15 protein-coding genes are annotated in these 19,339 nt (G+C 62.7%); 4 read left to right on the top strand and 11 right to left on the bottom strand.

Translation table 11 applies throughout. From position 1 onward, the window contains the following. Nucleotides 1-21 precede the first annotated feature (21 nt). The gene (locus DEHOM01_RS07050) at nucleotides 22-411 is read left to right on the top strand and encodes an Rv3235 family protein (protein ID WP_061212125.1); all 390 of its coding nucleotides are present in this window, start codon (nucleotides 22-24) and stop codon (nucleotides 409-411) included. Nucleotides 412-444: 33 nt separating this feature from the next. Here DEHOM01_RS07050 and secA read toward each other — a convergent pair whose 3' ends face one another. The 8 genes from secA to DEHOM01_RS07010 all read right to left on the bottom strand — a co-directional run bounded on the left by secA (nucleotide 445) and on the right by DEHOM01_RS07010 (nucleotide 11,174). Beyond that, nucleotides 445-3,234 carry a preprotein translocase subunit SecA gene (secA, locus tag DEHOM01_RS07045; RefSeq protein ID WP_061212124.1) on the bottom strand — a complete coding sequence of 930 codons (2,790 nt, stop codon included), beginning with the start codon at nucleotides 3,232-3,234 and terminating at the stop codon, nucleotides 445-447. A gap of 206 nt (nucleotides 3,235-3,440) precedes the next feature. Continuing rightward, nucleotides 3,441-4,085, bottom strand: a complete 645-nt coding sequence (hpf, locus tag DEHOM01_RS07040) for a ribosome hibernation-promoting factor, HPF/YfiA family (RefSeq protein ID WP_061212123.1) — start codon at nucleotides 4,083-4,085, stop codon at nucleotides 3,441-3,443. A gap of 152 nt (nucleotides 4,086-4,237) precedes the next feature. Continuing rightward, complete coding sequence (locus tag DEHOM01_RS07035; RefSeq protein WP_061212122.1) at nucleotides 4,238-4,990, bottom strand: ComF family protein; 753 nt, start codon at nucleotides 4,988-4,990, stop codon at nucleotides 4,238-4,240. Between the two features lie 110 nt (nucleotides 4,991-5,100). Then, nucleotides 5,101-6,804: an LpqB family beta-propeller domain-containing protein gene (locus tag DEHOM01_RS07030; RefSeq protein ID WP_061212121.1), complete on the bottom strand. Its 1,704-nt coding sequence runs from the start codon at nucleotides 6,802-6,804 to the stop codon at nucleotides 5,101-5,103. Next, nucleotides 6,801-8,423 (bottom strand): MtrAB system histidine kinase MtrB, encoded by a 1,623-nt coding sequence (mtrB, locus tag DEHOM01_RS07025; protein WP_061212120.1) that lies wholly within the window; start codon nucleotides 8,421-8,423, stop codon nucleotides 6,801-6,803. The genes DEHOM01_RS07030 and mtrB overlap by 4 nt, the downstream gene beginning before the upstream one ends. Continuing rightward, nucleotides 8,416-9,096: an MtrAB system response regulator MtrA gene (gene mtrA / locus DEHOM01_RS07020; RefSeq protein WP_061212119.1), complete on the bottom strand. Its 681-nt coding sequence runs from the start codon at nucleotides 9,094-9,096 to the stop codon at nucleotides 8,416-8,418. Before mtrA ends, mtrB begins: the two co-directional genes overlap by 8 nt. A gap of 40 nt (nucleotides 9,097-9,136) precedes the next feature. Continuing rightward, nucleotides 9,137-10,807 (bottom strand): hypothetical protein, encoded by a 1,671-nt coding sequence (locus DEHOM01_RS07015; RefSeq protein WP_061212118.1) that lies wholly within the window; start codon nucleotides 10,805-10,807, stop codon nucleotides 9,137-9,139. After that, on the bottom strand, nucleotides 10,797-11,174 hold the full coding sequence (locus DEHOM01_RS07010; protein ID WP_061212117.1) for a DUF3499 domain-containing protein: 378 nt from the start codon (nucleotides 11,172-11,174) through the stop codon (nucleotides 10,797-10,799). The genes DEHOM01_RS07015 and DEHOM01_RS07010 overlap by 11 nt, the downstream gene beginning before the upstream one ends. 58 nt (nucleotides 11,175-11,232) lie before the next feature. Here DEHOM01_RS07010 and DEHOM01_RS07005 point away from each other — a divergent pair, with 58 nt between their 5' ends. Beyond that, complete coding sequence (locus DEHOM01_RS07005) at nucleotides 11,233-11,646, top strand: metallopeptidase family protein (protein WP_061212116.1); 414 nt, start codon at nucleotides 11,233-11,235, stop codon at nucleotides 11,644-11,646. Between the two features lie 27 nt (nucleotides 11,647-11,673). On the opposite strand, the gene DEHOM01_RS07000 is transcribed toward DEHOM01_RS07005, so the two are convergent. Genes DEHOM01_RS07000 through DEHOM01_RS06990 form a run of 3 tightly spaced genes read right to left on the bottom strand, consistent with a single transcriptional unit; the run spans nucleotide 11,674 to nucleotide 17,207 of the window. Beyond that, nucleotides 11,674-13,308 carry a DUF5719 family protein gene (locus tag DEHOM01_RS07000; protein WP_061212115.1) on the bottom strand — a complete coding sequence of 545 codons (1,635 nt, stop codon included), beginning with the start codon at nucleotides 13,306-13,308 and terminating at the stop codon, nucleotides 11,674-11,676. Beyond that, nucleotides 13,305-16,874, bottom strand: coding sequence for a hypothetical protein (locus DEHOM01_RS06995; RefSeq protein ID WP_061212114.1), 3,570 nt, complete (start codon nucleotides 16,872-16,874; stop codon nucleotides 13,305-13,307). The genes DEHOM01_RS07000 and DEHOM01_RS06995 overlap by 4 nt, the downstream gene beginning before the upstream one ends. 30 nt (nucleotides 16,875-16,904) lie before the next feature. Then, nucleotides 16,905-17,207, bottom strand: a complete 303-nt coding sequence (locus DEHOM01_RS06990; RefSeq protein ID WP_016665007.1) for a WhiB family transcriptional regulator — start codon at nucleotides 17,205-17,207, stop codon at nucleotides 16,905-16,907. Nucleotides 17,208-17,456: 249 nt separating this feature from the next. Between DEHOM01_RS06990 and DEHOM01_RS06985 the strand changes: the two genes are divergently transcribed. Beyond that, a complete protein-coding gene (locus tag DEHOM01_RS06985) occupies nucleotides 17,457-18,707 on the top strand; it encodes a folylpolyglutamate synthase family protein (protein WP_061212113.1) in 1,251 nt (416 codons plus the stop codon). Next, nucleotides 18,704-19,336: a TIGR03089 family protein gene (locus tag DEHOM01_RS06980; RefSeq protein WP_156468322.1), complete on the top strand. Its 633-nt coding sequence runs from the start codon at nucleotides 18,704-18,706 to the stop codon at nucleotides 19,334-19,336. The genes DEHOM01_RS06985 and DEHOM01_RS06980 overlap by 4 nt, the downstream gene beginning before the upstream one ends. The last annotated feature ends 3 nt before the right edge of the window (nucleotides 19,337-19,339 follow it).

The raw sequence follows: 19,339 nt of genomic DNA, 5'->3' as shown, positions 1-19,339 counted from the left end.
CCACGCAGAAAGATTCACGCCATGCTCACCAATCCTCATTCCCCGTCACCGCGCATCGAAACCCCATTCGACGACGACGTCAAGGCACGCAGGCTCGTTGAGGCAGTCTCGCGTCAAGCACTTGAGGTACTCAACGGCTATCGCCCCGTCACGTCGCTAGGCAAAGTTCTCGTTCCGCAAGAACAGGAAAACTTCGCCAAACGCGTCTCCTGCGTCAACGCCTACCGGCACGCTGCTGGTATCAAAGTCGCCCCACGCGTGAGTGCCGGCGGTGTGCACATTTGTAGAGTCAGCGACCGCGTGATCGAGGCGAACTCGGTCGTGCGAGACTCCCTTCGCCCCAGGTTCGTGTGCATGAGGTGGGAGAAGAAGCGTTCCGGCTGGAAAATTACAACTCTCGAACTCGGCTAACGCACGTCAGCAGGCTTTAACCGACGGCGAAAGTCAGTTGTTCTTCGTACGTTTGCGCTCCTCGCGCTCCTTGCGGCGACGCTCGGCACGCGAGAGCGGCCGCTCGGTGGCTGCTTCGCCCTCAGCAGAGCTGTAGGAGAAGTCCTCAACCTTCGGCCCTTCGCCAAGGCCTTTCGCCGCGATCTCGATGCCCTCGGAGTCGCTGGCCTGGTTTGTGGCCCCAGACCCGGCTTTCGCCCCACCCGGCACAGCCTTTGCCTGAGCGGCAGCTTCGCGCACGAGCTTTGCAACCTGCTCGGGAACCTGCCCCTTGCTGGGCGCTTGCTGCACCTTGACATCAAGATTGAACAGGTACCCCACGACGTCTTCCTTGATGCCAGCGACCATGTCGTTGTACATCAGGAAGCCCTCGCGCGCATACTCAATAACCGGATCTCGCTGGGCCATAGCGCGAAGACCGATCCCCTCCTTGAGGTAGTCCATCTCGTAGAGGTGCTCGCGCCAGCGCCGATCGATCACCGAAAGGAGAACGCGGCGCTCAAGCTGGCGCATCGCTGCTTCTCCAAGCTCGTCTTCACGCTTTTCATAGGCAAGCGCGATGTCGGAGCGGATCTCACGCTCAAGACGCTTTGCCGTGAGGTTTTCCTTGCCGCCAACTTCCTCAACGACGTCCTCGGCCGTGATGGAGGCGGGGTAGAGCGCTTTGAGCGAGCCCCAAAGCTCCTCGAGTTCGAAGTCCTCGGCGCTCTTGCCGGCAGTCGCGTTACGCACGAGCGCTCCCACGACGTCGTCGATGTAGCCAGTGATGGAGTTTTCGAGATCCTCACCTTCGAGAATGCGATTGCGGTCCTCGTACACGCGGGCACGCTGCTTCGTCAGAACGTCGTCGTACTTCACGACATTCTTACGAATCTCGAAATTCTGCGCCTCGATACGCTTTTGAGCGCCTTGGATCGACCCTGTCACGATCCTGCCCGTCAGCGGCGTGTCCTCGTCAACGCCTCCGCGCTCAAGAATCTGTTCGGCACGTCCCTGCGAGAAGCGACGCACGAGATCGTCCTGAAGTGACAGGTAGAAGCGGGACTCGCCGGGGTCTCCCTGGCGGCCCGAACGGCCGCGCAACTGGTTATCGATACGGCGGGATTCGTGGCGCTCCGTGCCAAGAACGTAGAGACCACCGAGGTCGACAACCTCATCGTGTTCCTTGGCGACCTGTTCACGGGCTTTCTCGAGCGCGTCATCCCACGCCGCCTCGTATTCCTCGGGCTGTTCTTCGGCGCTGAGACCGCGGTTCTCGAGTTCCTTATGCGCCATGAACTCAACGTTTCCGCCGAGCATGATGTCGGTGCCTCGGCCGGCCATATTGGTCGCGACTGTGACGGCTCCCTTGCGGCCCGCCATCGCGACAACGGCAGCCTCGCCCTCGTTGTTCTTAGCGTTGAGGACGTTGTGAGGGATGCCCTTCTTCTTGAGCAGCCCGGAAAGGTACTCGGACTTTTCCACGCTCACCGTGCCAACGAGAACCGGCTGGCCTTTCTCGTGGCGCTCCTCGATATCGGCGACGACCGCGCGGTACTTCGCCTTCTCCGTGCGATAGATCTGGTCCATCTGATCGATGCGCTGAAGAGGAAGGTTCGTGGGAATCGGGACAACGCCAAGCTTGTAGGTGCCCATGAACTCGGCAGCCTCAGTTTCGGCGGTACCGGTCATGCCCGCGAGCTTGTCGTAGAGCTTGAAATAGTTCTGGAGGGTGATCGTCGCGAGCGTCTGGTTCTCGGCTTTGATCGCGACGCCTTCCTTGGCTTCGATCGCCTGGTGGACGCCTTCGTTGTAGCGGCGGCCAGAAAGAATGCGGCCCGTGTGCTCATCGACGATCATGACCTCGCCGTTCATGACGACGTAGTCCTTGTCGCGCTTGAAGAGCTCTTTGGCCTTAATGGCGTTGTTAAGGAAGCCAATGAGCGGGGTATTGAGCGACTCGTAGAGATTGTCGATGCCGAGCTGGTCTTCGACGAGGTCGATCCCCGGCTCAAGGATGCCGACGGTGCGCTTCTTTTCGTCGACTTCGTAGTCACGGTCGCGCTTGAGCTTAGTTGCGACGCGCGCGAACTCAGCGAACCACTTGTTCACGTCACCCGTGGCCGGGCCGGAAATAATGAGGGGCGTGCGGGCTTCATCGATGAGGATTGAGTCAACCTCATCGACAATTGCGAAGAAGTGGCCGCGCTGCACTTTGTCGCTAACCGAGTGCGCCATATTGTCGCGCAGGTAGTCGAAGCCGAATTCGTTGTTCGTGCCGTAGGTGATGTCTGCGGCGTACTGCTTACGGCGCTCCACGGGGTCCTGGCCGGAGACGATCACGCCTGTTGTGAGGCCGAGCATGCGAAATACGCGGCCCATGATGTCACCCTGGTACTTCGCGAGGTAGTCGTTGACCGTCACGATATGGACCCCTTTGCCGGCGAGCGCATTGAGGTATGCGGGAAGGGTCGCGACGAGGGTCTTGCCTTCACCGGTCTTCATTTCGGCGATCTCGCCGCGGTGGAGTGCAGCGCCGCCCATGAGCTGCACGGGGTAGGCGCGCTGGCCGAGTGTGCGGCGCGCGGCTTCGCGAACGGTCGCGAAGGCTTCGATCAGGATGTCGTCGAGCGTCTCGCCGTCGGCGAGACGCTTCTTGAACTTGTCCGTTTCTTCTCGAAGTTCATCGTCGGTGAGTTCGAGGAAGCCTTCCTCGATATCATCAACGCGTTGAGCGATGTCGGCGAGGCGTTTACGCTCGCGGCCTTCACCGGCACGAAGGATGACGTCGAAAAGCTTGGCCACTGGAAAACTCCCTTAGAGGATCTCGTCATGCACGCGCGCGTGCGGAACACTCTCGGCGCGGTTTCCTTGCGGATAACAGCGCGAACCGTGCCAGTCTACGTGGCAAAGGGGGTCCGCGCGCCACTTGAGCACCCGGACCCCCTGGAGTAAGTCGTCACACACCGGCAAAATCGCAGCCTAGCTAGCGTTTTCGCGGCGGGTAGCAATTATTCCAATTCGATAACGCCGTAGTTCCATCCTTTGCGGCGGTACACCACTTTCGGGTTGGCGGTTTCCTCATCGATGAAAAGGTAGAAGTCGTGGCCGACGAGCTCCATCTGGTAGAGAGCGTCGTCGATGCTCATCGGCGTGGCCTTGTGCTTCTTCTCGCGAATGACGATGGGGGAATCAAGTGCGGGATCGTCGGGTGCCTCCGCGTCGCCGTCAACATTTTCCTCGCGTGGCCCGGACTCGGCCTTGGCGAAAAGCTCTTCAATCCGGTCCGCATCGGCCTGCATCTTGCGGAGCGTCTCGGGATCGGCGCCATGTCCCTTGGAGCGGCCACGGTGCCGATCCTTTCGCCTATCTGCGAGGCGGCGGAGGCGCTCATGAAGCTTGTCAAGAGCGAGGTCGAGTGCAGAGTACAGGTCCCCGGAGCGTGCTTCGGAGCGGATGATCTGACCCTCGTCATGGACGGTGAGCTCAACGCGTTCGCTTTCGTCGGCGCGGCGCGGGTTCTTTTCGGACGAAACTTCAACGTCCACTCGCATTGCGCTTGGCGCTAGTTGGGGGACCTTGCTGAGCTTGTCCTCAAGGTGGCGCTGGAAGCGTTCAGAAACGTCCATTTTGCGGCCAACAACATTGATATCCATGGAAATCCTCCAGAGTTGAGAAGTGAATGGGCGGCCACGTTCCGCCCGGTTCTACGGGTGGGTGGTTCACCTCCTCCTCACGAGGTTCGCGGCGTCCCTGCCGCTTTGGGGTCTCTCAATTATGAGGCTTCTGACTGAAAACGTACCGCAGATCACACGAGTAGACTGGGAACGTGTGTGCGCGGAACCCTCGCAGACGCGAGCGTCAGTGCCGCGCAGGTGTGCACCCCAAGCCTCGCTAGAGCATCGCTTGTCTTTTTCAGAGTTGTGCCGGTCGTGACAACGTCATCAAGGATGACCGCCGAAACGCCGCGCAGCCCTTCCCATTCTTCGCGTTTCCTCGGCCCGATCACGCGGCCTCGCCCGGCTGCCCTCTCGCGCTTCGTTCGCGAGTGTTGGCTCGGCCCACTGAGGTGCAACGCCGGGGCTAGGCGCACTCGCGCGTGTGCGCTCACGTGTTCGGCGAGCAGTCGCATGTGATCCTCTCCCCTGCGCCGCACCGCTTCGCTGCGTGAGGGTACCGCGACGAGGATATGTCTGTGGGCGCACCGCTCAGCTAATTCGGCGAGAGCATCCGCAAGGAGGGGACCAAAATATTGCGCGAGCGCGAAGTGCCCCCCGTTTTTGTAGTCGAGAACAAGGTTCTTCGCGCGCCCCTCATACTCGGCGAGAGTCACCACGGGAAACATCGGCAGCGCTTCGATCTCGCGGCCGTCGGCACTTGGCCGTGCCTCGCAGACCCCTTCGCATACCTCCTCCACGCGGATAGCCTCACCCGAAAGGGCACTCGCACATTCATCACACATGTGAAGCCCTGGTTCTCCGCACGCACACGAAAACGGCACGAGAGTGTGACATGCCCATGCAAGGGTGCGCGCGAGCGCCGAGGTGATGCGTCGTCTCATGGCTCCATTTGACCGCGTTTCTCCGCCAGCTGATGAGCCTCCTCGGCATGCTGAGGATGGAACATCGCTGTGGAGGGCGTTCCGACGGCTACCGGGCAAGCACTGCCGCACTAATAAAGGGCGATATCCCGCCCACGAGTGTCGATATGCGCCCACGAGTCCACGGTTCTCTCGACGACCTGCCCGTCGTCGCTGCCGACAAACAGCAGCCGCGCTTCGGAAGAGCCAGCAACGGACGTCGTGTTCTCTCGAAGTTCACTCACCTGTTCGAAGCCCGTGTGTATGCTCCACGCGATGGCAACAGGCATGGCGCTCGCACCCGACGCGCCCCACAGGAGGATCGATTCCTCGGAGTACCACGCGATGCCCTGAACACTGTCGAGGGCAACGCTCACCTGAAGTGGTTCCGCAAGGCCCGTCGGGGTACCGTCGGGCTCCCTCACGATTCCCATGATGCTCAAGGTCAAGGCTCCCGGCGCCCCATGCGCGATAGCGAGACGCACCCCATCTGTGGACATCGACGTGAAGGCGACGTCCTCGGTCGGCTCCCACACCACCGCAAATTTTCGCACTGCGCGCTCAGGATCGGGGTGGACCGCGAGCAGCTCCGGTCCTCCGGCCTCCGGCATCGTCCAGGCGTATCCAAACTGGTCAATGCTCGGGCTGCAGAGGGCCTCACCGAATGTTTCCCGGCGAACTTCGGCCTTGGTTGTCAGCGCCGAAACGAGAAGCTCGCGTCGATCAAGGCTCACGGCACTTGCGTAACGGCCGCGTAAACTCACGCGTCCACAGCGCACGGTCTCGGACGCGAAAGCGGGTACGAGCGATGCCCCTCCCGTGTCACTGGCAAGAGAAATAATGCCGCTGTCGCCCGAGCCATAGAGCCTATGCCCCACCGATGCCTTCATCGGGTGGGTCTCCGGCGCAACAGAAACCTTTTCGCGACCGTTCATGAAGATGACCGACGAGACGCGCTTGATACTCCGAAGCGTCTCGGAAATCTGGGCCAGTGCGAGCGCCCGTTCGCTCTCGGGCAGTTCGAGGACCGAGACCGGCGTCTGCACCAAGAGATCTCCCGCCTCGTTTCTCGACAGCGCGCTCGAGGCAATCACGATGCCCTCATGAAGTGCGGAACGCACGGCCCCCTTAAGGTAGGGGGCCGGCCCAAGTGCAAGCCGATTGAACGCGGAGGCGAACGTCGTTTGACGCATAAACCATCGAGGGTCCGCCACGAGCATGTTTCCTGTATTTGCAACGAAGTACACGTTGACGGGCTCGTACAACCGGGCGAAGTCCTCCGCCCCCAGAACAAGCGCATCTGGAGCCTCCGCGATTCTCCACTCGCCATCGACCTCGGTGAGCCGAAACTGCGCCAGTTCCCGTGTGGCCTCGAGATTCGTGGTGCGTGCGCCCGTAGCCGAAACCTTAGAGACGACCGGCACCGTGACCGCGACCACGTCCCCCTCTCGCTCCTGAAACACGAGCCCCTCCGACTCGGCGAATTCAATCGCCGTCGAGGGATTCCATGCCTCGCGCGCATCCCCCGCGAGGTATTCGCGAGCAATGCGGTTACCGTCGTCGACGCCAAGATGAGCCGCAAGGAAACCGCGCACGATGTCGATCTTTGTCTCCCCTTGATCCGGGGGCGCCACCGCGGTATTGCCCTGCGCGCCGAGACCGATTCCCCTCACCGGCGCCGTGTGGACGTCTGAGGAATTGGGGATGCGGGCGCACCCCGCAAGCACAGCGGCTCCTGCCCCGCCGAGCACGGCACGCCGCGACACATCGCGGGAGAGAGAAAAGTGATTGTTCATTCGGCTTCTCCCTTCTCCGCCGACCGCACGAGCGCGAGCGGCGAGGCGGTTAGCTTCGCCCCGGAACTGCGCGGGAGCAGCAATCGAAAAACGGCGGTCTCCCCCTTGACGCCCCACGCTTCAAGAAGCCCCCCGTGAGCCTCAGCGTCCTCGTGTGCAATGGCGAGGCCCAGCCCCGTTCCCCCGAGGGTGTGCGTGCGCGACGGCGCCGCACGCCAAAAACGGTCGAAGACACGGGTCACCTCTTCCGGGCTAAGGCCTGCGCCAAAGTCCTGCACAGTGAGCGCAAGGGTCGATCCCCGCGAAGCCGTACGCACATCGATCACACCACCTGCACCGTGTTCGATCGCGTTAGTCAGGAGGTTTCGCACGATGCGCTCAATGCGCCTCGAATCCATGTCGCCGACGGTATCCACGCTCAAGTGCTGTACGCGGATATCGGCTGCGTACTCGGCGGCAATCGGCTCGAGTTGCTCAACGACATCGTCGACAAGCATCGCCAGCGATGTTGGTTTAGCCTCGAGTTCCACGGTTCCGGCCTCGTGCCGAGAAATTTCGAGGAGGTCCGCAATGAGCGACTCGAAACGCGCCACCTGTTCTTTCAACAGTTCGAGGCTGCGCTTACCCGAGGGGCTGAAGGAGTCCTTTTCCATTTCGAGCATTGAGGCGGCCATCTTGATCGTCGTGAATGGTGTGCGAAGTTCGTGAGAGACGTCCGAGACGAAACGTTTTTCAAGCTCCGAAAGCTCGACGAGCTCGGTAATCGTCGATTGGAGCGAAGCCGCCATGTTGTTGAAGCTCGTCCCCATTCGCGCAAGGTCATCGCCACCTTGAATCGCGAGGCGGTAATCCAGATCATTTTCCGAAATGTGGTCGACAGCCCGCGCGGCGCGTTTGAGTGGTGTCGTCACGATCCGCGAGATCGCGAGGGACACGAGGAAGAAAAGCAACACGAGAACAGCGCCGCCAATCACGAGAATCGTGTTCACGCGGTCGAGTGTCTCTTGCTCCTGACTGACGGAGTACAGCATGAGAAGCCTGTAGCGGCCCGCACCGGGAACATCGATCGTCGTTCCCACGAGAATCGCGGGTCCGGAGTCTCCGCGTTCGACGTACTCGATGCTGCGGTACACGAATTGATCACTCGCGGCGTCGAGCTCGCGCTCGAACTTTTCGCTCACAAACGCTGTGAGCGCCCCGTTGTTCGTCACTGCCTCGCCCGCGGTACTTCCCATCGGTATCACCGCAAGTCCTTTAAAAACCTTCGGATCCCCGACGGTCGCCCCCTCCATAAACGAAATGATCACGTCCTGGCGCTCGTTCACCGACGTGCCCACGAGAGGCTCGAGGTCACTCACGAGCGCACTGCGCAACGCCTCGGACTGTTCAAGCGACCGATCGCGTCTGAGGTCGTAAAGGGCGTCGGAAATCGCCGTGGAGAGGAACGTTTCGACCACGAGGATCGCGAGGACTGACAAGAGCATCGTCGCGAACACCGCGCGCGCGGCGATCGGCCATGTCGAGAAATCGCGAAAGCGGACACGCCCCGCGCTTCGCGAACTGATCTGTGACTCGTCCGCTAAAGCCGGGGGGAAGAAGCGTTCGCGAAGACTACTCACCCGCGCGGTAGCCCACGCCGCGAACCGTCACAATCAGGCGCGGATTGTCGGGGTCAATTTCGATCTTCGAGCGCAGGCGCTGCACATGAACGTTCACGAGCCGCGTATCCTTCGAATGCTGATAACCCCACACCTCGCGCAACAGCTCCTCTCGGCTAAATACCTGAGAGGGATGACGCGTCATTTGCAGGAGCAACCCAAACTCCATAGGGGTGAGGCGAATCGTCTCGCCGTTCCTAATGACCTGATGGCGATCAACGTTGATCTCAAGGTCGCCGAGGGTAAGAACCTCAGCCTCGCCATGAGGCGCGCGGCGCACACGGGCACGAATGCGCGCAACGAGTTCTTCGGGCTCAAACGGTTTCGTCAGGTAGTCGTCGGCACCTGCCTCAAGCCCCTCGACCACTTTCTCGGTCTCGGTGCGTGCCGTGAGCATGATGATTGGAACGTTTGAACTCTCGCGAATGTGCCTGCAGATCTCGATGCCGTCCATCACGGGAAGCATGAGGTCGAGAAGAACGAGGTCGATGTTGTCACGCTCGAGTATAGCGAGGCCCTCGCTCCCGTTGGGGGCCGTAACAACGCTGTAGCCTCGCCCTTCGAGCAGAATTGAAACCATCTCGGCGATGGCCGCGTCATCGTCAATCGCAAGGATCCTAGGGGGTGTGCTCATGCCGTTATCCTGCCAGAAACCAGTAACAGTGAAAACTTTTTTAGTCGCGAATGCTTGGAACGTCGCGCGACATGAGCATGGGAATACCGCCCTCGCGCTCGTAGCGGCGCCCACATGACTCGCAGACGATCAGTTCTTTTCCGAGGTTAAGACTCGCGTGGCACTCGGGGCAGCGCACGAGGCTGCCAACCCAGTCCATCCCCTCTAGGTTCCGTTCATCTGGCGACATGGTGCTCTCCTTTTCGCCTTCGCCGTGCGGAGCAACCTCGCCGAGTACCTCCGCCTCACCGCGCACGAGCGCGAGCGCGAAATCTCGCAGGTGCTGCATGGTCGCCTCCTCAGCAGCTTCGACGTTAAGCCGCACGAGCGGCTCGGTCCCCGATGGCCGAACCGAAAGCCACCACTGCTCACGTGGATCAGCTGCTTCATCCCAGTGGGTGAGCGTCACACCGTCGAGGTCGTCGCGTCGCGCACCGCGCTCGACAAAAACTCGCGCAACGCGTTCGAGGATCTCGTTCACGGGTTCGTCGACTCGAGAGTTTATTTCACCGCTTGCCGCATAAGGCGAGTAGCGCTCTAAGAGCGAACTCAAGGATTGTGCACCACTTCGCTCTAGAGCACCGAGCACATGAAGCGCCGCGAGCATCCCTGAATCAGCGAAGAAAAACTCCCTGAAGTAGTAGTGGGCGGAGTGCTCGCCTCCAAAAACCGCGTCGCGATCCGCCATTTCTTGTTTGATGATCGAGTGGCCCACCTTCGTGCGGACGAACTCGCCGCCTGAGGCCTCCACTACCTCCCGGACCGCTCGACTCGACACGGCATTGCCGATCACGACCGGACGCGAGCGACCGTCGAGCATTGAACGCGCAATCTCGGCCTCCGCGATCATTGCGGTCACCGCCGACGGGGGAACGATCTCACCTCGCTCATCCACGACGATGCAGCGATCGGCATCGCCATCGAACGCAAGGCCAAGATCTGCCCCGTTCTCGCGCACCGCGTTTTGCAGGTCCCTCAGGTTCGCGGGGTCGAGAGGGTTTGCCTCGTGATGTGGGAACGTTCCGTCGAGGTCGAAGAAGAGCGGAATAATCTCCACGGTGGGAAGACGCTTCGCAAGTGCGGGGACCGTGTGCCCTGCCATCGCGTTAGCCGCATCGACCACAACCCTCAGTTGTCGCGTGCCCTCAAGCGGCGCAAGCCGCAGCATGGTGTCGATGTAGTCGTCGAGCATATCGAGGCGCTCAATGCGCCCGCCCTCACGAATAGGGATGGAACCTCTATCCAGGTATGCGCGCGCACCATCGCGCACGTCCAGCAGGCCATTTGCCCTCCCCACGGGCTTCGCGTACGCACGACACATTTTGATGCCGTTGTCGCGCGCCGGATTGTGCGATGCCGTCACCTGCGCGCCCGCCGCGGCGAACAGTCCGCTCGCGCAATAGAGCTGATCCGTCGAGCTCAGGCCCGCGAACGCGACCGTTGAGCCGCGCCTCACCGCTCCGCGCGCGAATGCCTCGGCGAGGTCAGGGCTCGAGATGCGCATGTCGTGCGCAACGATGATGTCGCCGGCATCGAGAAAGTCGGCAAAGGCCGCACCTAGTGCACCTGCAATTTCTGGCGTCAGAGTTTCGTAGGCAACGCCACGAATGTCGTAGCTGCCAACTATCGCCTCGAGAGCCCCTGCATGATCTCGCGCGCCCTCAGCACTCATCGCTCTCATCCTTCACAAGGGTGAGCCGCCTTCGCCCTTGAGGCCGGGGGTCCGACGTCTGTTTGCCTGCCCTGTGGCCTACGTCTTCATAGCTCGGCTTGGCTTCTGGTTCGTCGGCGAGGGCGCGCGCGAGTGCGAGCACATCATCTTCGGGCTCAAGCGGCGCCGGAGCCGTCACGACTGTCCAACCTCTGGGCGCCGTGAACGAAGCGGCGTGGCTCGCGCACAGGTCGTAGGTGTGTGGTTCGCTCTCTCGCGAGAGCGGGCCAATGACTGCGGTCGAGTCCGCGTACACGAATGTGAGCGTCGCAACGGCAGGCTGGGAACATGAGGATTTGGAGCATGAACGGGCAGACACGACGTCCATCCTACGGCCCGATGGCTCGTGAACCACTCGACGCGGCCGCCACGCGTAGGCTTATGGCATGGCTTTCACACGAAACGCCCGGCTGCGTCGCCGAGATCGACATGGGCGCGGGTTCCGCGGCGATCTCATTCCCTCGCATCTTCCGGGTTTTGCCACGCCGAGCGACCGCTTCGATGCACTCGTTGCCGAGGCGATGGGCCCGCTCTACGAGAGGTACGCAAAACTCGAGTACTTGCAAGTCCTCATCGAAGAGGTTCCGCTCGACGCTTCCGCCCTTCATGCTCCTCCGCTCGGGCGCTATTTCCCGGGCGACCGCCGCACGCGTCCACGGATCGTCCTGTATCGGCGTGCGATCGAATCCCGCGCCGTCAACCGCGAGGAACTCGCCGAGCTCATCTACGTCGTTGTACTGGAGAACGTTGCGGTTGCCCTCGGGAAGCGAGTCGACGAAATAGACCCGTGGGCCGCGTGAGACGCTCCGCTCTTGTAGCGCTCGTGCTTACCTAGGCTCGAGGTTGACAGTCATCCCGGTTGCCCGTGCAGCGTTTGCGGCGAGGGGAAGGGTCGTGACGAGTGTGCCGCCATCGTCCGCAGCGGCCGTTTGCGACCAGGACCCCCTGTAAGCCCCTCCGTCCTGAGACACCACGAGGAGACCGGCGATCGAGGCTGGGTCCTTTCCCAGTTGATCAGGGTTCACGGTTACGGAGTGCCCTGCCTCGATATCGACGGAAGTGCTCGCGCCTATCGTCCCGTCACGTCTGATTGGTGCGACACTCACGTGCGCCCCGTGCTCTGAGTTGAGCGTGAGGCTTCCGCCTTCAGCTCCATGCCCGAGTGCGAGAACCGAAGCGGAGTCGATCGCTTCCGAGGGGGCGTACTCGGCAAAGTCTTGCGGAAGACCAACCGTGTCGCCTTGCCGTGCACCGCTTGCAATCGACGAGCGCAACGACCCTGCGACGGCGCTTCGCGCACTCAAGGAGATTGTGTAAGTTCCAGCATTGAGGCCGTCGAGCGGAATCTCTACGGTTGCACCCTGACCCGGGTCTTTGACATCCCACTCTTTCACGAGCTTGCCCTGCGCATCGAACGCCCGGGCCGTCGCGAACGCCTCCTCAGAGCGCACCTGCGCCGCATCCCCGGGTTCGCCGCCTCGGGCGGTGCGTGCGAGCGCAAGACGTGCACTCCCTCCCTCGCGGAGCACCACTCCCGACCACGTAAGGGAGCTGCTCGGCTCGCTCGCCTGGACATTTTCAGTCCCCTGAGGCACGAGTCCCTCGCGCCGCACGAGCTCCGCGCTCATGGCGAGCGCGGTGCCTCGCACCTCGACATCGAGGGCTACCGTTTCGCGCTCGTCAACGAGGGTCGAGACCGGAACACGAGCAGTTTCTCCCGGGCCTACGACGATATCGGAACCCTGGGTTGCCGGTTCCGCTCCGTTTTCTGAGTACACGGTCACACGCGCACGGGAAGCACGCGTTCCTGGATTGGACACCACCAGAGTGTCGAACGTGCCCGCTCGCGTGGTGAGACCAGCGAAGGAGGCGGAGGTCGTCGCTTGGGCGCACCGCGCGAGTGCGAAACCTCGGTAATCGCCGCTTCCGGTCACATGGGATTGGCTCGCATCGAGAACCGGCGCGGTCTCATCTGCGGTGCTCGCGGTGAGGATGGTTGAAGCGTCTAGGGAGTCGAGGCCGTATACCGAGTTCAGGAGAGCGCTCGACGCGGCATCGACATCGGCTGCACGCCCCTGAGCATCGACTCGGGAAAGGCGCGGCGAGGTGTCCTTGCCGTTCATGTCGGAAGAGGCAGGGTCGAGATTCGTTTGCGAGGACTGCGTCCCTCCGTACAGAGCATTCGACGAGGGATCGACTGCGACCGCGTTCATCGACACCTGCGGGGAAGGAGCGCCACCGGCGAAGTCCGCGTCTGACGTCTGTGTTCCCGCCGGTCGAGCGACGATTGGCCCCTGGCATACACGCGCGGCACGCGTCGACGTGGCAGCCGCGCTTGGGAGACTCGCCTTCGTCAAGGTTTTCTCGGGAACGAGCACAACAACGCTTCCCACGAGCACGACGATAGCGAGGACCGCGAAGGCAGCGAGGAGTGCCCGGGGCTGCTTGTGCGTATCGGTCATCGCTTCTCCTCGCTTCGAATCCTCCTCGGGACCGCGACGAGAGCGCACACGATGAGCCCGACGGCGGTGACAACACCAGCAACCGTCTGCACGTCGTTTCGGTACCGCACCTCCAGGCGACCTTTCGCGTTCGCAGGCACGGTAAAGCCCTGCATCCACGTGTCGACCGTCGTGGGGCTGAGCGGCTTGCCGTCGAGTGTCGCCACCCAATGCTCATCTTCGCGCACAGCAAGCGCGAGCGTGCGTTCCGATTGCGCAGCATCGATCGTTCCCGATACCGCTGTTCGCCCCGATTCGAGGGTAGTAGCCTCAGCACCGGCCCCGGATGCATCAATCAGACGCGCCCGAGCGTTCGTGCCTGTCACTCGCCACAAACCGCCGGCATCACTTGCGGTCACAAACTCTAGCTGCGGGGCTGCTGCGAGGGTCTCGTACAGTCTCGTTTGCGCATCGGGCTCACCCGTCACGACGATGTAGCCGATCGCGAAGTCGGCGAGACTCGCGCTGCCTTCCGTCGCGGCTGCCGAACCAAGGGCACTCGCGACAGCTTGTGCAAGTGCGCGATCGGCCTGGTCGGAAATATTGCCACGCTCAGCCGCGCGCGCACGCGCGGTCTCCACCGCGGCGGAGGAGTCGTCGATGCTCGGGTGCGCGCCGCTGACGAGGTGCGCGTGCACTTCGCCGCGGGTGTCCTCGTGGAGGACCAGTGTGCGGGTGCGATTGGCGCCTGTCGCCGAATCCGCGGCCACGGCGGGGATCTCTCGCACCGTCGTGCGTTCAACCTTGAGCGCATCGCTGCCCTGAACAGCCCACACACCAACGCACGCCAATACTGTCGCTAGGCACGCTCCTTGCAGCACAAAGGAGGCTATCCTTTGGCCCCGTCGGCTCGACTCGTGGGCGCGCCTCACAATGGCGTCGGCCAGGCAAATCAGGCCGACGATTGCCGCTCCACTAGCGACCATGAGCGCCGGCCCCGGGTACGCGGTGTAGGGCGTCGAGCCCTCGAAGCCTACGACGGTGCGTTGCGAAATCCACGCGAGACTCACGGCCCCCGCGAGCGCGAGAACGCTGACTCGACCGACGAGACCGGCGGTGTGCCCGAGGAATCCAGAGGCAAGTGCCGCAACGATGGCTATCAGTACAGGGGCTGCCAGGATCGCGAAGGTCCACCAGCTCGACGAGGCCCCCAACATTCGTGCGACCGGATCGCCCGCGGAAGGCACGAGGGCAAGGAGCCTTAGCGCATCAGGCATCTCGAACACGCCGGGCGTGCCCGCGTTCACGAGGAGTGTCTCAGGTCGAGCGGCGTAAGTCGGAAGCTCGCCGAGATGCAGGAAGAGCGCGGGAAGACCGCACCACCACAATCGCCCCCTGCGACCAGGAACGAACGGGGCAACAGCCGCGGTTCCGAGAATGAAGAGAAGGGCAAGGGCAGGCTGCACGAGAGAAATCACGGCAATCATGAAACCGGCTCCCGCAGCCGCTGGGATGCTTGCCTGAGACACCTTGTGAGGAAGCCCCACGGCTTTCGCGAAGAAGAACGCGGCGAGGGGAACAGCGATGCCGAGAAGCATGAGCGGCCAGCGCCCCTCGAGCACGGCAAAGACGAAAGCGGGAGAGAGTACCCACATGGTGGTGGCAATCACCCGCACGATGATGCTCCGCGAGATCGTGCCGCTCGCCCACCACGCGGCAATGGCGCTCAGGGCGATTCCCGCAACGAGGATAAACGCGCTCACGCTCGCGCCGTTCACGGGGATGAGGGCCGCGACACGTGCGAGGAGGTCTGTCGGCCCTTCAGCCCCGAGCCCTCCGGGTAGCCACGCCGACGTCACGATGTCCCAGTTGTCTCGCGCGTTCGCGGAAAGCGGGTGATAGTGGGAGCCCCTCAGCGTGCCTTCCCCGATCAACGGCCGAATCGCGAAGAGTCCACCGACGATAGACGCGAGCACAACAATGATCGTCCAGGTTGTGTGTCGGCCGTAATCGGCATCATCGAGGCCGTGACGCGTGCCTGCGATCCCCCAGCTCGTGCGGCGGATCATGCGCGTTCGATCGTCGTCGGCGAACAGAGAGGTCCACCACGCATCGAGTTGCTCGCGCATAGCCACTTTGCGGGGCATATACAGCGCGCTCATGCGCTTGCGCGACAAGCGAGCGCGTCCGGCGGCTCGACGAGATCGCCTCATGACGCCGGGAGCCTTCGCAAAAACTCTCAGGCATGCAAGGAACTCGTGCCCTACCGCGCGAGCGTCGTGCTGCGTGATCGCTCGCGCCATGCGCCCGAGCGTGACGAAAGGCAGGGCGAGGAGGGTCGCGAACGTAAGCAGGAGCGAGCGGAACTTGAGGAGCGAAAGCACCTGAGAGGAGCGGTATCGGAAATCCCTCGGTCTCGTGAGGTCGTCATGCGGGATACGCGTCGAGGCCTGAGGAACCACCTTGACGCGTTCGCCAGCGCGCCATACTCGCTGAGAAAAATCAATGTCATCCCACGGCGCCGTGAGCGCGGGGTCTAATCCTCGGAGCTTGTCAAAAGTGCGCGCACGCACGAGCATTCCGGGTGCCGTAACGGCCAAGACCTCGCTTCGCCAGTCCGTTTGGCCCTGGTCGATCTCGCCTGGGTCGACACTCGTGAGAATCCTGTGCGAATGCGTGAGTGAAAGACCGAGATCCACCAGTCGCGAGGCGGGGCGCTCAACGTCCTCGAGTGCAAGGTGTTTCGTACCCGCGAGGCCCACTGTCGGATCGGCGTCGAGAGCACTCTCAAGTTCCTCGAGGCACGTCAGGTTCGGGGCCGCAGCTGCGTCAAGAATCCACAACCATGACTCGGCTCCACGACTACGCTTACGCCGGCGCCCAGTCCCGCTCGTTCCATACAGTTCGCTCGTATCGTCCCTGAGCCTTTCCGGGACGAGGGCGGTGTGCGTCGCTGTTTTCTCCTCGCGCCGCTCTTCGCGGTCGAGATCGATGTCCTTCGCGCGGCGACCCCGAGCACCGCTCGTGAGATACACGCGCTTTTCCCATTCGAGGTCACGCGTCGAGTGGACTGTGGACTGGGGAGTCTCATCGTGGCGTGTGGGTTCCGACGGTTCCTCAGCGAGTGTCGCGCCCTCATCCTCGTGGCGGACTGCCCCACCGAAAGCGGGGTTGAGCAGCGTAAAGTTGCGAGGCGCGCTTTCCTTTTCTCCCGCAGCTTCAGAGACCTCAAGTCGCGGCGCATCGGGAGAACTCGCGCCATCCTGCGTTTCTGAGGCGCGCGAAGACTTGCGCTCGGGACGCGCATCGCGCGCCTGCTTCGCCTCTTCGAGGGAGCCAACGAGATCCTCGACAATGTCGGGGCGGCTCGCCTCTGCGGGAGTAACCCGCAGCAGATCAATACGTCCCTCGTCGAGAGCCGACTCAGCGAAGTTGCGCAACTCCTTCGGAGCAGACTCCGGCACGGCTGCAACGACGCAGGAAAGCGGGGCGGATTGCGCACGCACCATTTCGAGGGTACGGGCAAGATCCCCGATCTCATGGCTAGCAGAGACGAGGATGAGCGCGGAGACGTCCCGTTCAGTCACAGGGCGCAACCACCAATCCGTGACGAACGATTAGATCGCACGCTTCTTTAGCTTGCGACGTTCGCGCTCAGACAGGCCGCCCCAGATGCCAAACCGCTCGTCGTTCGCAAGCGCGTACTCCAGGCACTCGGCGCGGACCTCACACGACACGCACACCTTTTTCGCCTCGCGAGTCGAACCGCCCTTCTCAGGGAAGAACGCCTCGGGGTCGGTTTGAGCACACAGAGCCCGCTCCTGCCACGAGCCCTCTCCCTCGCCCTCGGGGAGCAGCGAGGAAAACTCGACCAAGGTCAGCTCGCGGCGAGCATCGTCCTCGAATGCCTGGAGGGTCATGAGGGTCCTTTCGGGTGTGTGGACTACAGACACGACAACTGCAGACGCAAGGGGTGCGGCTCTACAGTGACGCTACAGTGGAAGCGCACGCGTTCGGCGTTAGCACTAAAATACACTGATGTAACTTAGGCGCGTCAAGCCGCTTAATCGAATCTTTAGGGTTATGATCCTTTCCTTTAAGGCGCACCGAGCGCGCCGCACCAGCTTCGGGTCCGCTGCCTGACTCTCTGACCTGCAAAGGAACCGCACATGCCCGCACGCCACCTCCCCGGGGACGAGCCGTTTTTCCGCGAATGGAAGACGTATCACGGCCCGTACGCCCGCTCGCGCTCGCGCGCCAAACTTTTTGCGCGCGAACTCGCCCTTGACACATCGCCCACGATCCCCGTCATCGGCGTCGTAGGCTCCAAAGGCAAAGGCTCCGCAGTCGCCGCGACCACCCAATACCTCATGTCCCTCGGGTACCGGGTAGGCACGATCTCCTCTCCCCCGTTCCTCACCAACCGCGAGCGCATCCGTCTCAACGCCCGCCCGCTCTCGGCTCGCGACTACGACGCCCTCGCCGACCGCGTTGCCGCTGCGCTCGCTGCCATGCCACCCGTTGCCGACACGGGCGGCTACCTCGCCCCCACGGGTATGTTCACCCTCGCCGGCGCCGCGCACCTCCTCGATTGCGGCGTCGAAATTCTCGTCATAGAGGAAGGCCTGGGCGGCGCGAGCGACGAAATCTCCCAGTTCCGGCTCGACACCCTGGTTGTGACCCCCATTTTTCTCGAACACGAAGGGATCATCGGCGACACTACCGACGCGATCGCATGCAACCTCGTCGGGGCCGGAGACGACCGTACAGGGAACGTCGTATTCCCCACTACACAGTGTCCCGAAGCCCGCGCCGCCATTCGCGTACTCCTGCCGAACGCTACGCCGCACGAAGTCCCGGAACCACGCGACCTAGGGTTCGGCGCACTCACTTCCATGAACGTTGCGACTGGATACACCGCAGCCGCAATCACCCACGAGTCAGCCGTCGGACTCCCCCACTCCCCCGTCCCGCACTCACGCGCCGCCCACCTTGCCCAGAGCCTTCGCCTCCCAGGCCGCTCCTCCCACGTCTACGCCCACGGCACCCGCTGGCTCCTCGATGCCGCCATCTCACGCGAAGGCGTTGAATCCGCCCTCGAGAACGCTCGACACACGGGACGCTTCGATGACGCGCACACCCTCGTGTGCATGCCGGACATCAAAGATATTCGCAGCATCCTCACCCTCCTCGACCGAGACCGCACGATCCTCGCGACAACACATGAAGACCACCTGTTCTTCGACAACTACCCCGACGATTGGGAAGTCATGCCGCTGACAGAAGCACTGCCCGCCATCCAGCGCCGCTCACGCGAAGTAATCGCCCTTGGCACCATGAGCTTCGCCGCAGAAATGGCGGCCTATCTGGGCCTCGACACCGAAACATGGATCGACCCATGGGCGCAGGCGCAAAAATGAGCACGCTTCTTCACGAACTGGCCGCCGCCGGAAGCGCCCCCGCACTCGTGAGCTACGCTGAAGACGGACGGACCGAACTGTCCGGACGCGTCCTCGCCAACTGGATCATCAAATCAATCAACCTCTTCGCGAACGAACTGCTCGTGGACGAAGGCTTCACGCTTGTCCTCGACCTGCCCCCGCACTTCAAGCGCAGCGTTCTCCAGATTGCCGCATGGCACCTCGGCGCGAACGTCTCTATCGCGGGCTCCGACGACCTCCCCGAGCACATCGACGTCCTCGCCACGTCACGCCCCAACACGGCGCTCGCAGAACGCGCCGAGGACGTCCTCGTCCTCGAGGCTCGCGCGCTGTCCCTCGCGTTCCCGGGCGAGACTCCCCCTCTGGCCCTCGACTGGGTCCAAGCCGTGCGAGCGGCAGGAGACGCCCTCGAGGCTCCCCTCACGACATTCACGGGACCCCAGCCGGCGCCACACCAAACCTGGGGCGATGCCCACCGGGTAGGACTCGAGGACATCGATCGCGAAGACGCGGCAGCCGCGATAGCCGCGTGGTGCGAAAGGCGCACGGTCGTGACGCCACTTTCACGTCTCGACGTCGCTACGCGTGCGGCTGAAGGGCTCGAATAGGCA

This window comes from Dermabacter hominis NBRC 106157, from assembly GCF_001570785.1.
Lineage (GTDB): Bacteria > Actinomycetota > Actinomycetes > Actinomycetales > Dermabacteraceae > Dermabacter > Dermabacter hominis.
The sequence above is the reverse complement of the archived record's forward strand: the minus strand, read 5'-3'. Positions and strand labels throughout refer to the sequence as shown.

Bases quoted from the DNA above. Each gene is read 5' to 3' on its own strand.
- DEHOM01_RS06980 (WP_156468322.1), top strand. From the start codon at position 18,704: ATGAGCACGCTTCTTCACGAACTGGCCGCCGCCGGAAGCGCCCCCGCA.
- DEHOM01_RS07035 (WP_061212122.1), bottom strand. From the start codon at position 4,990: ATGAGACGACGCATCACCTCGGCGCTCGCGCGCACCCTTGCATGGGCA.
- DEHOM01_RS07000 (WP_061212115.1), bottom strand. From the start codon at position 13,308: ATGACCGATACGCACAAGCAGCCCCGGGCACTCCTCGCTGCCTTCGCG.
- hpf (WP_061212123.1), bottom strand. From the start codon at position 4,085: ATGGATATCAATGTTGTTGGCCGCAAAATGGACGTTTCTGAACGCTTC.
- DEHOM01_RS06985 (WP_061212113.1), top strand. From the start codon at position 17,457: ATGCCCGCACGCCACCTCCCCGGGGACGAGCCGTTTTTCCGCGAATGG.
- mtrA (WP_061212119.1), bottom strand. From the start codon at position 9,096: ATGAGCACACCCCCTAGGATCCTTGCGATTGACGATGACGCGGCCATC.
- DEHOM01_RS07050 (WP_061212125.1), top strand. From the start codon at position 22: ATGCTCACCAATCCTCATTCCCCGTCACCGCGCATCGAAACCCCATTC.
- DEHOM01_RS06990 (WP_016665007.1), bottom strand. From the start codon at position 17,207: ATGACCCTCCAGGCATTCGAGGACGATGCTCGCCGCGAGCTGACCTTG.
- DEHOM01_RS07015 (WP_061212118.1), bottom strand. From the start codon at position 10,807: ATGAGTGCTGAGGGCGCGCGAGATCATGCAGGGGCTCTCGAGGCGATA.
- DEHOM01_RS07030 (WP_061212121.1), bottom strand. From the start codon at position 6,804: ATGAACAATCACTTTTCTCTCTCCCGCGATGTGTCGCGGCGTGCCGTG.
- DEHOM01_RS07005 (WP_061212116.1), top strand. From the start codon at position 11,233: ATGGCTTTCACACGAAACGCCCGGCTGCGTCGCCGAGATCGACATGGG.
- DEHOM01_RS07010 (WP_061212117.1), bottom strand. From the start codon at position 11,174: ATGGACGTCGTGTCTGCCCGTTCATGCTCCAAATCCTCATGTTCCCAG.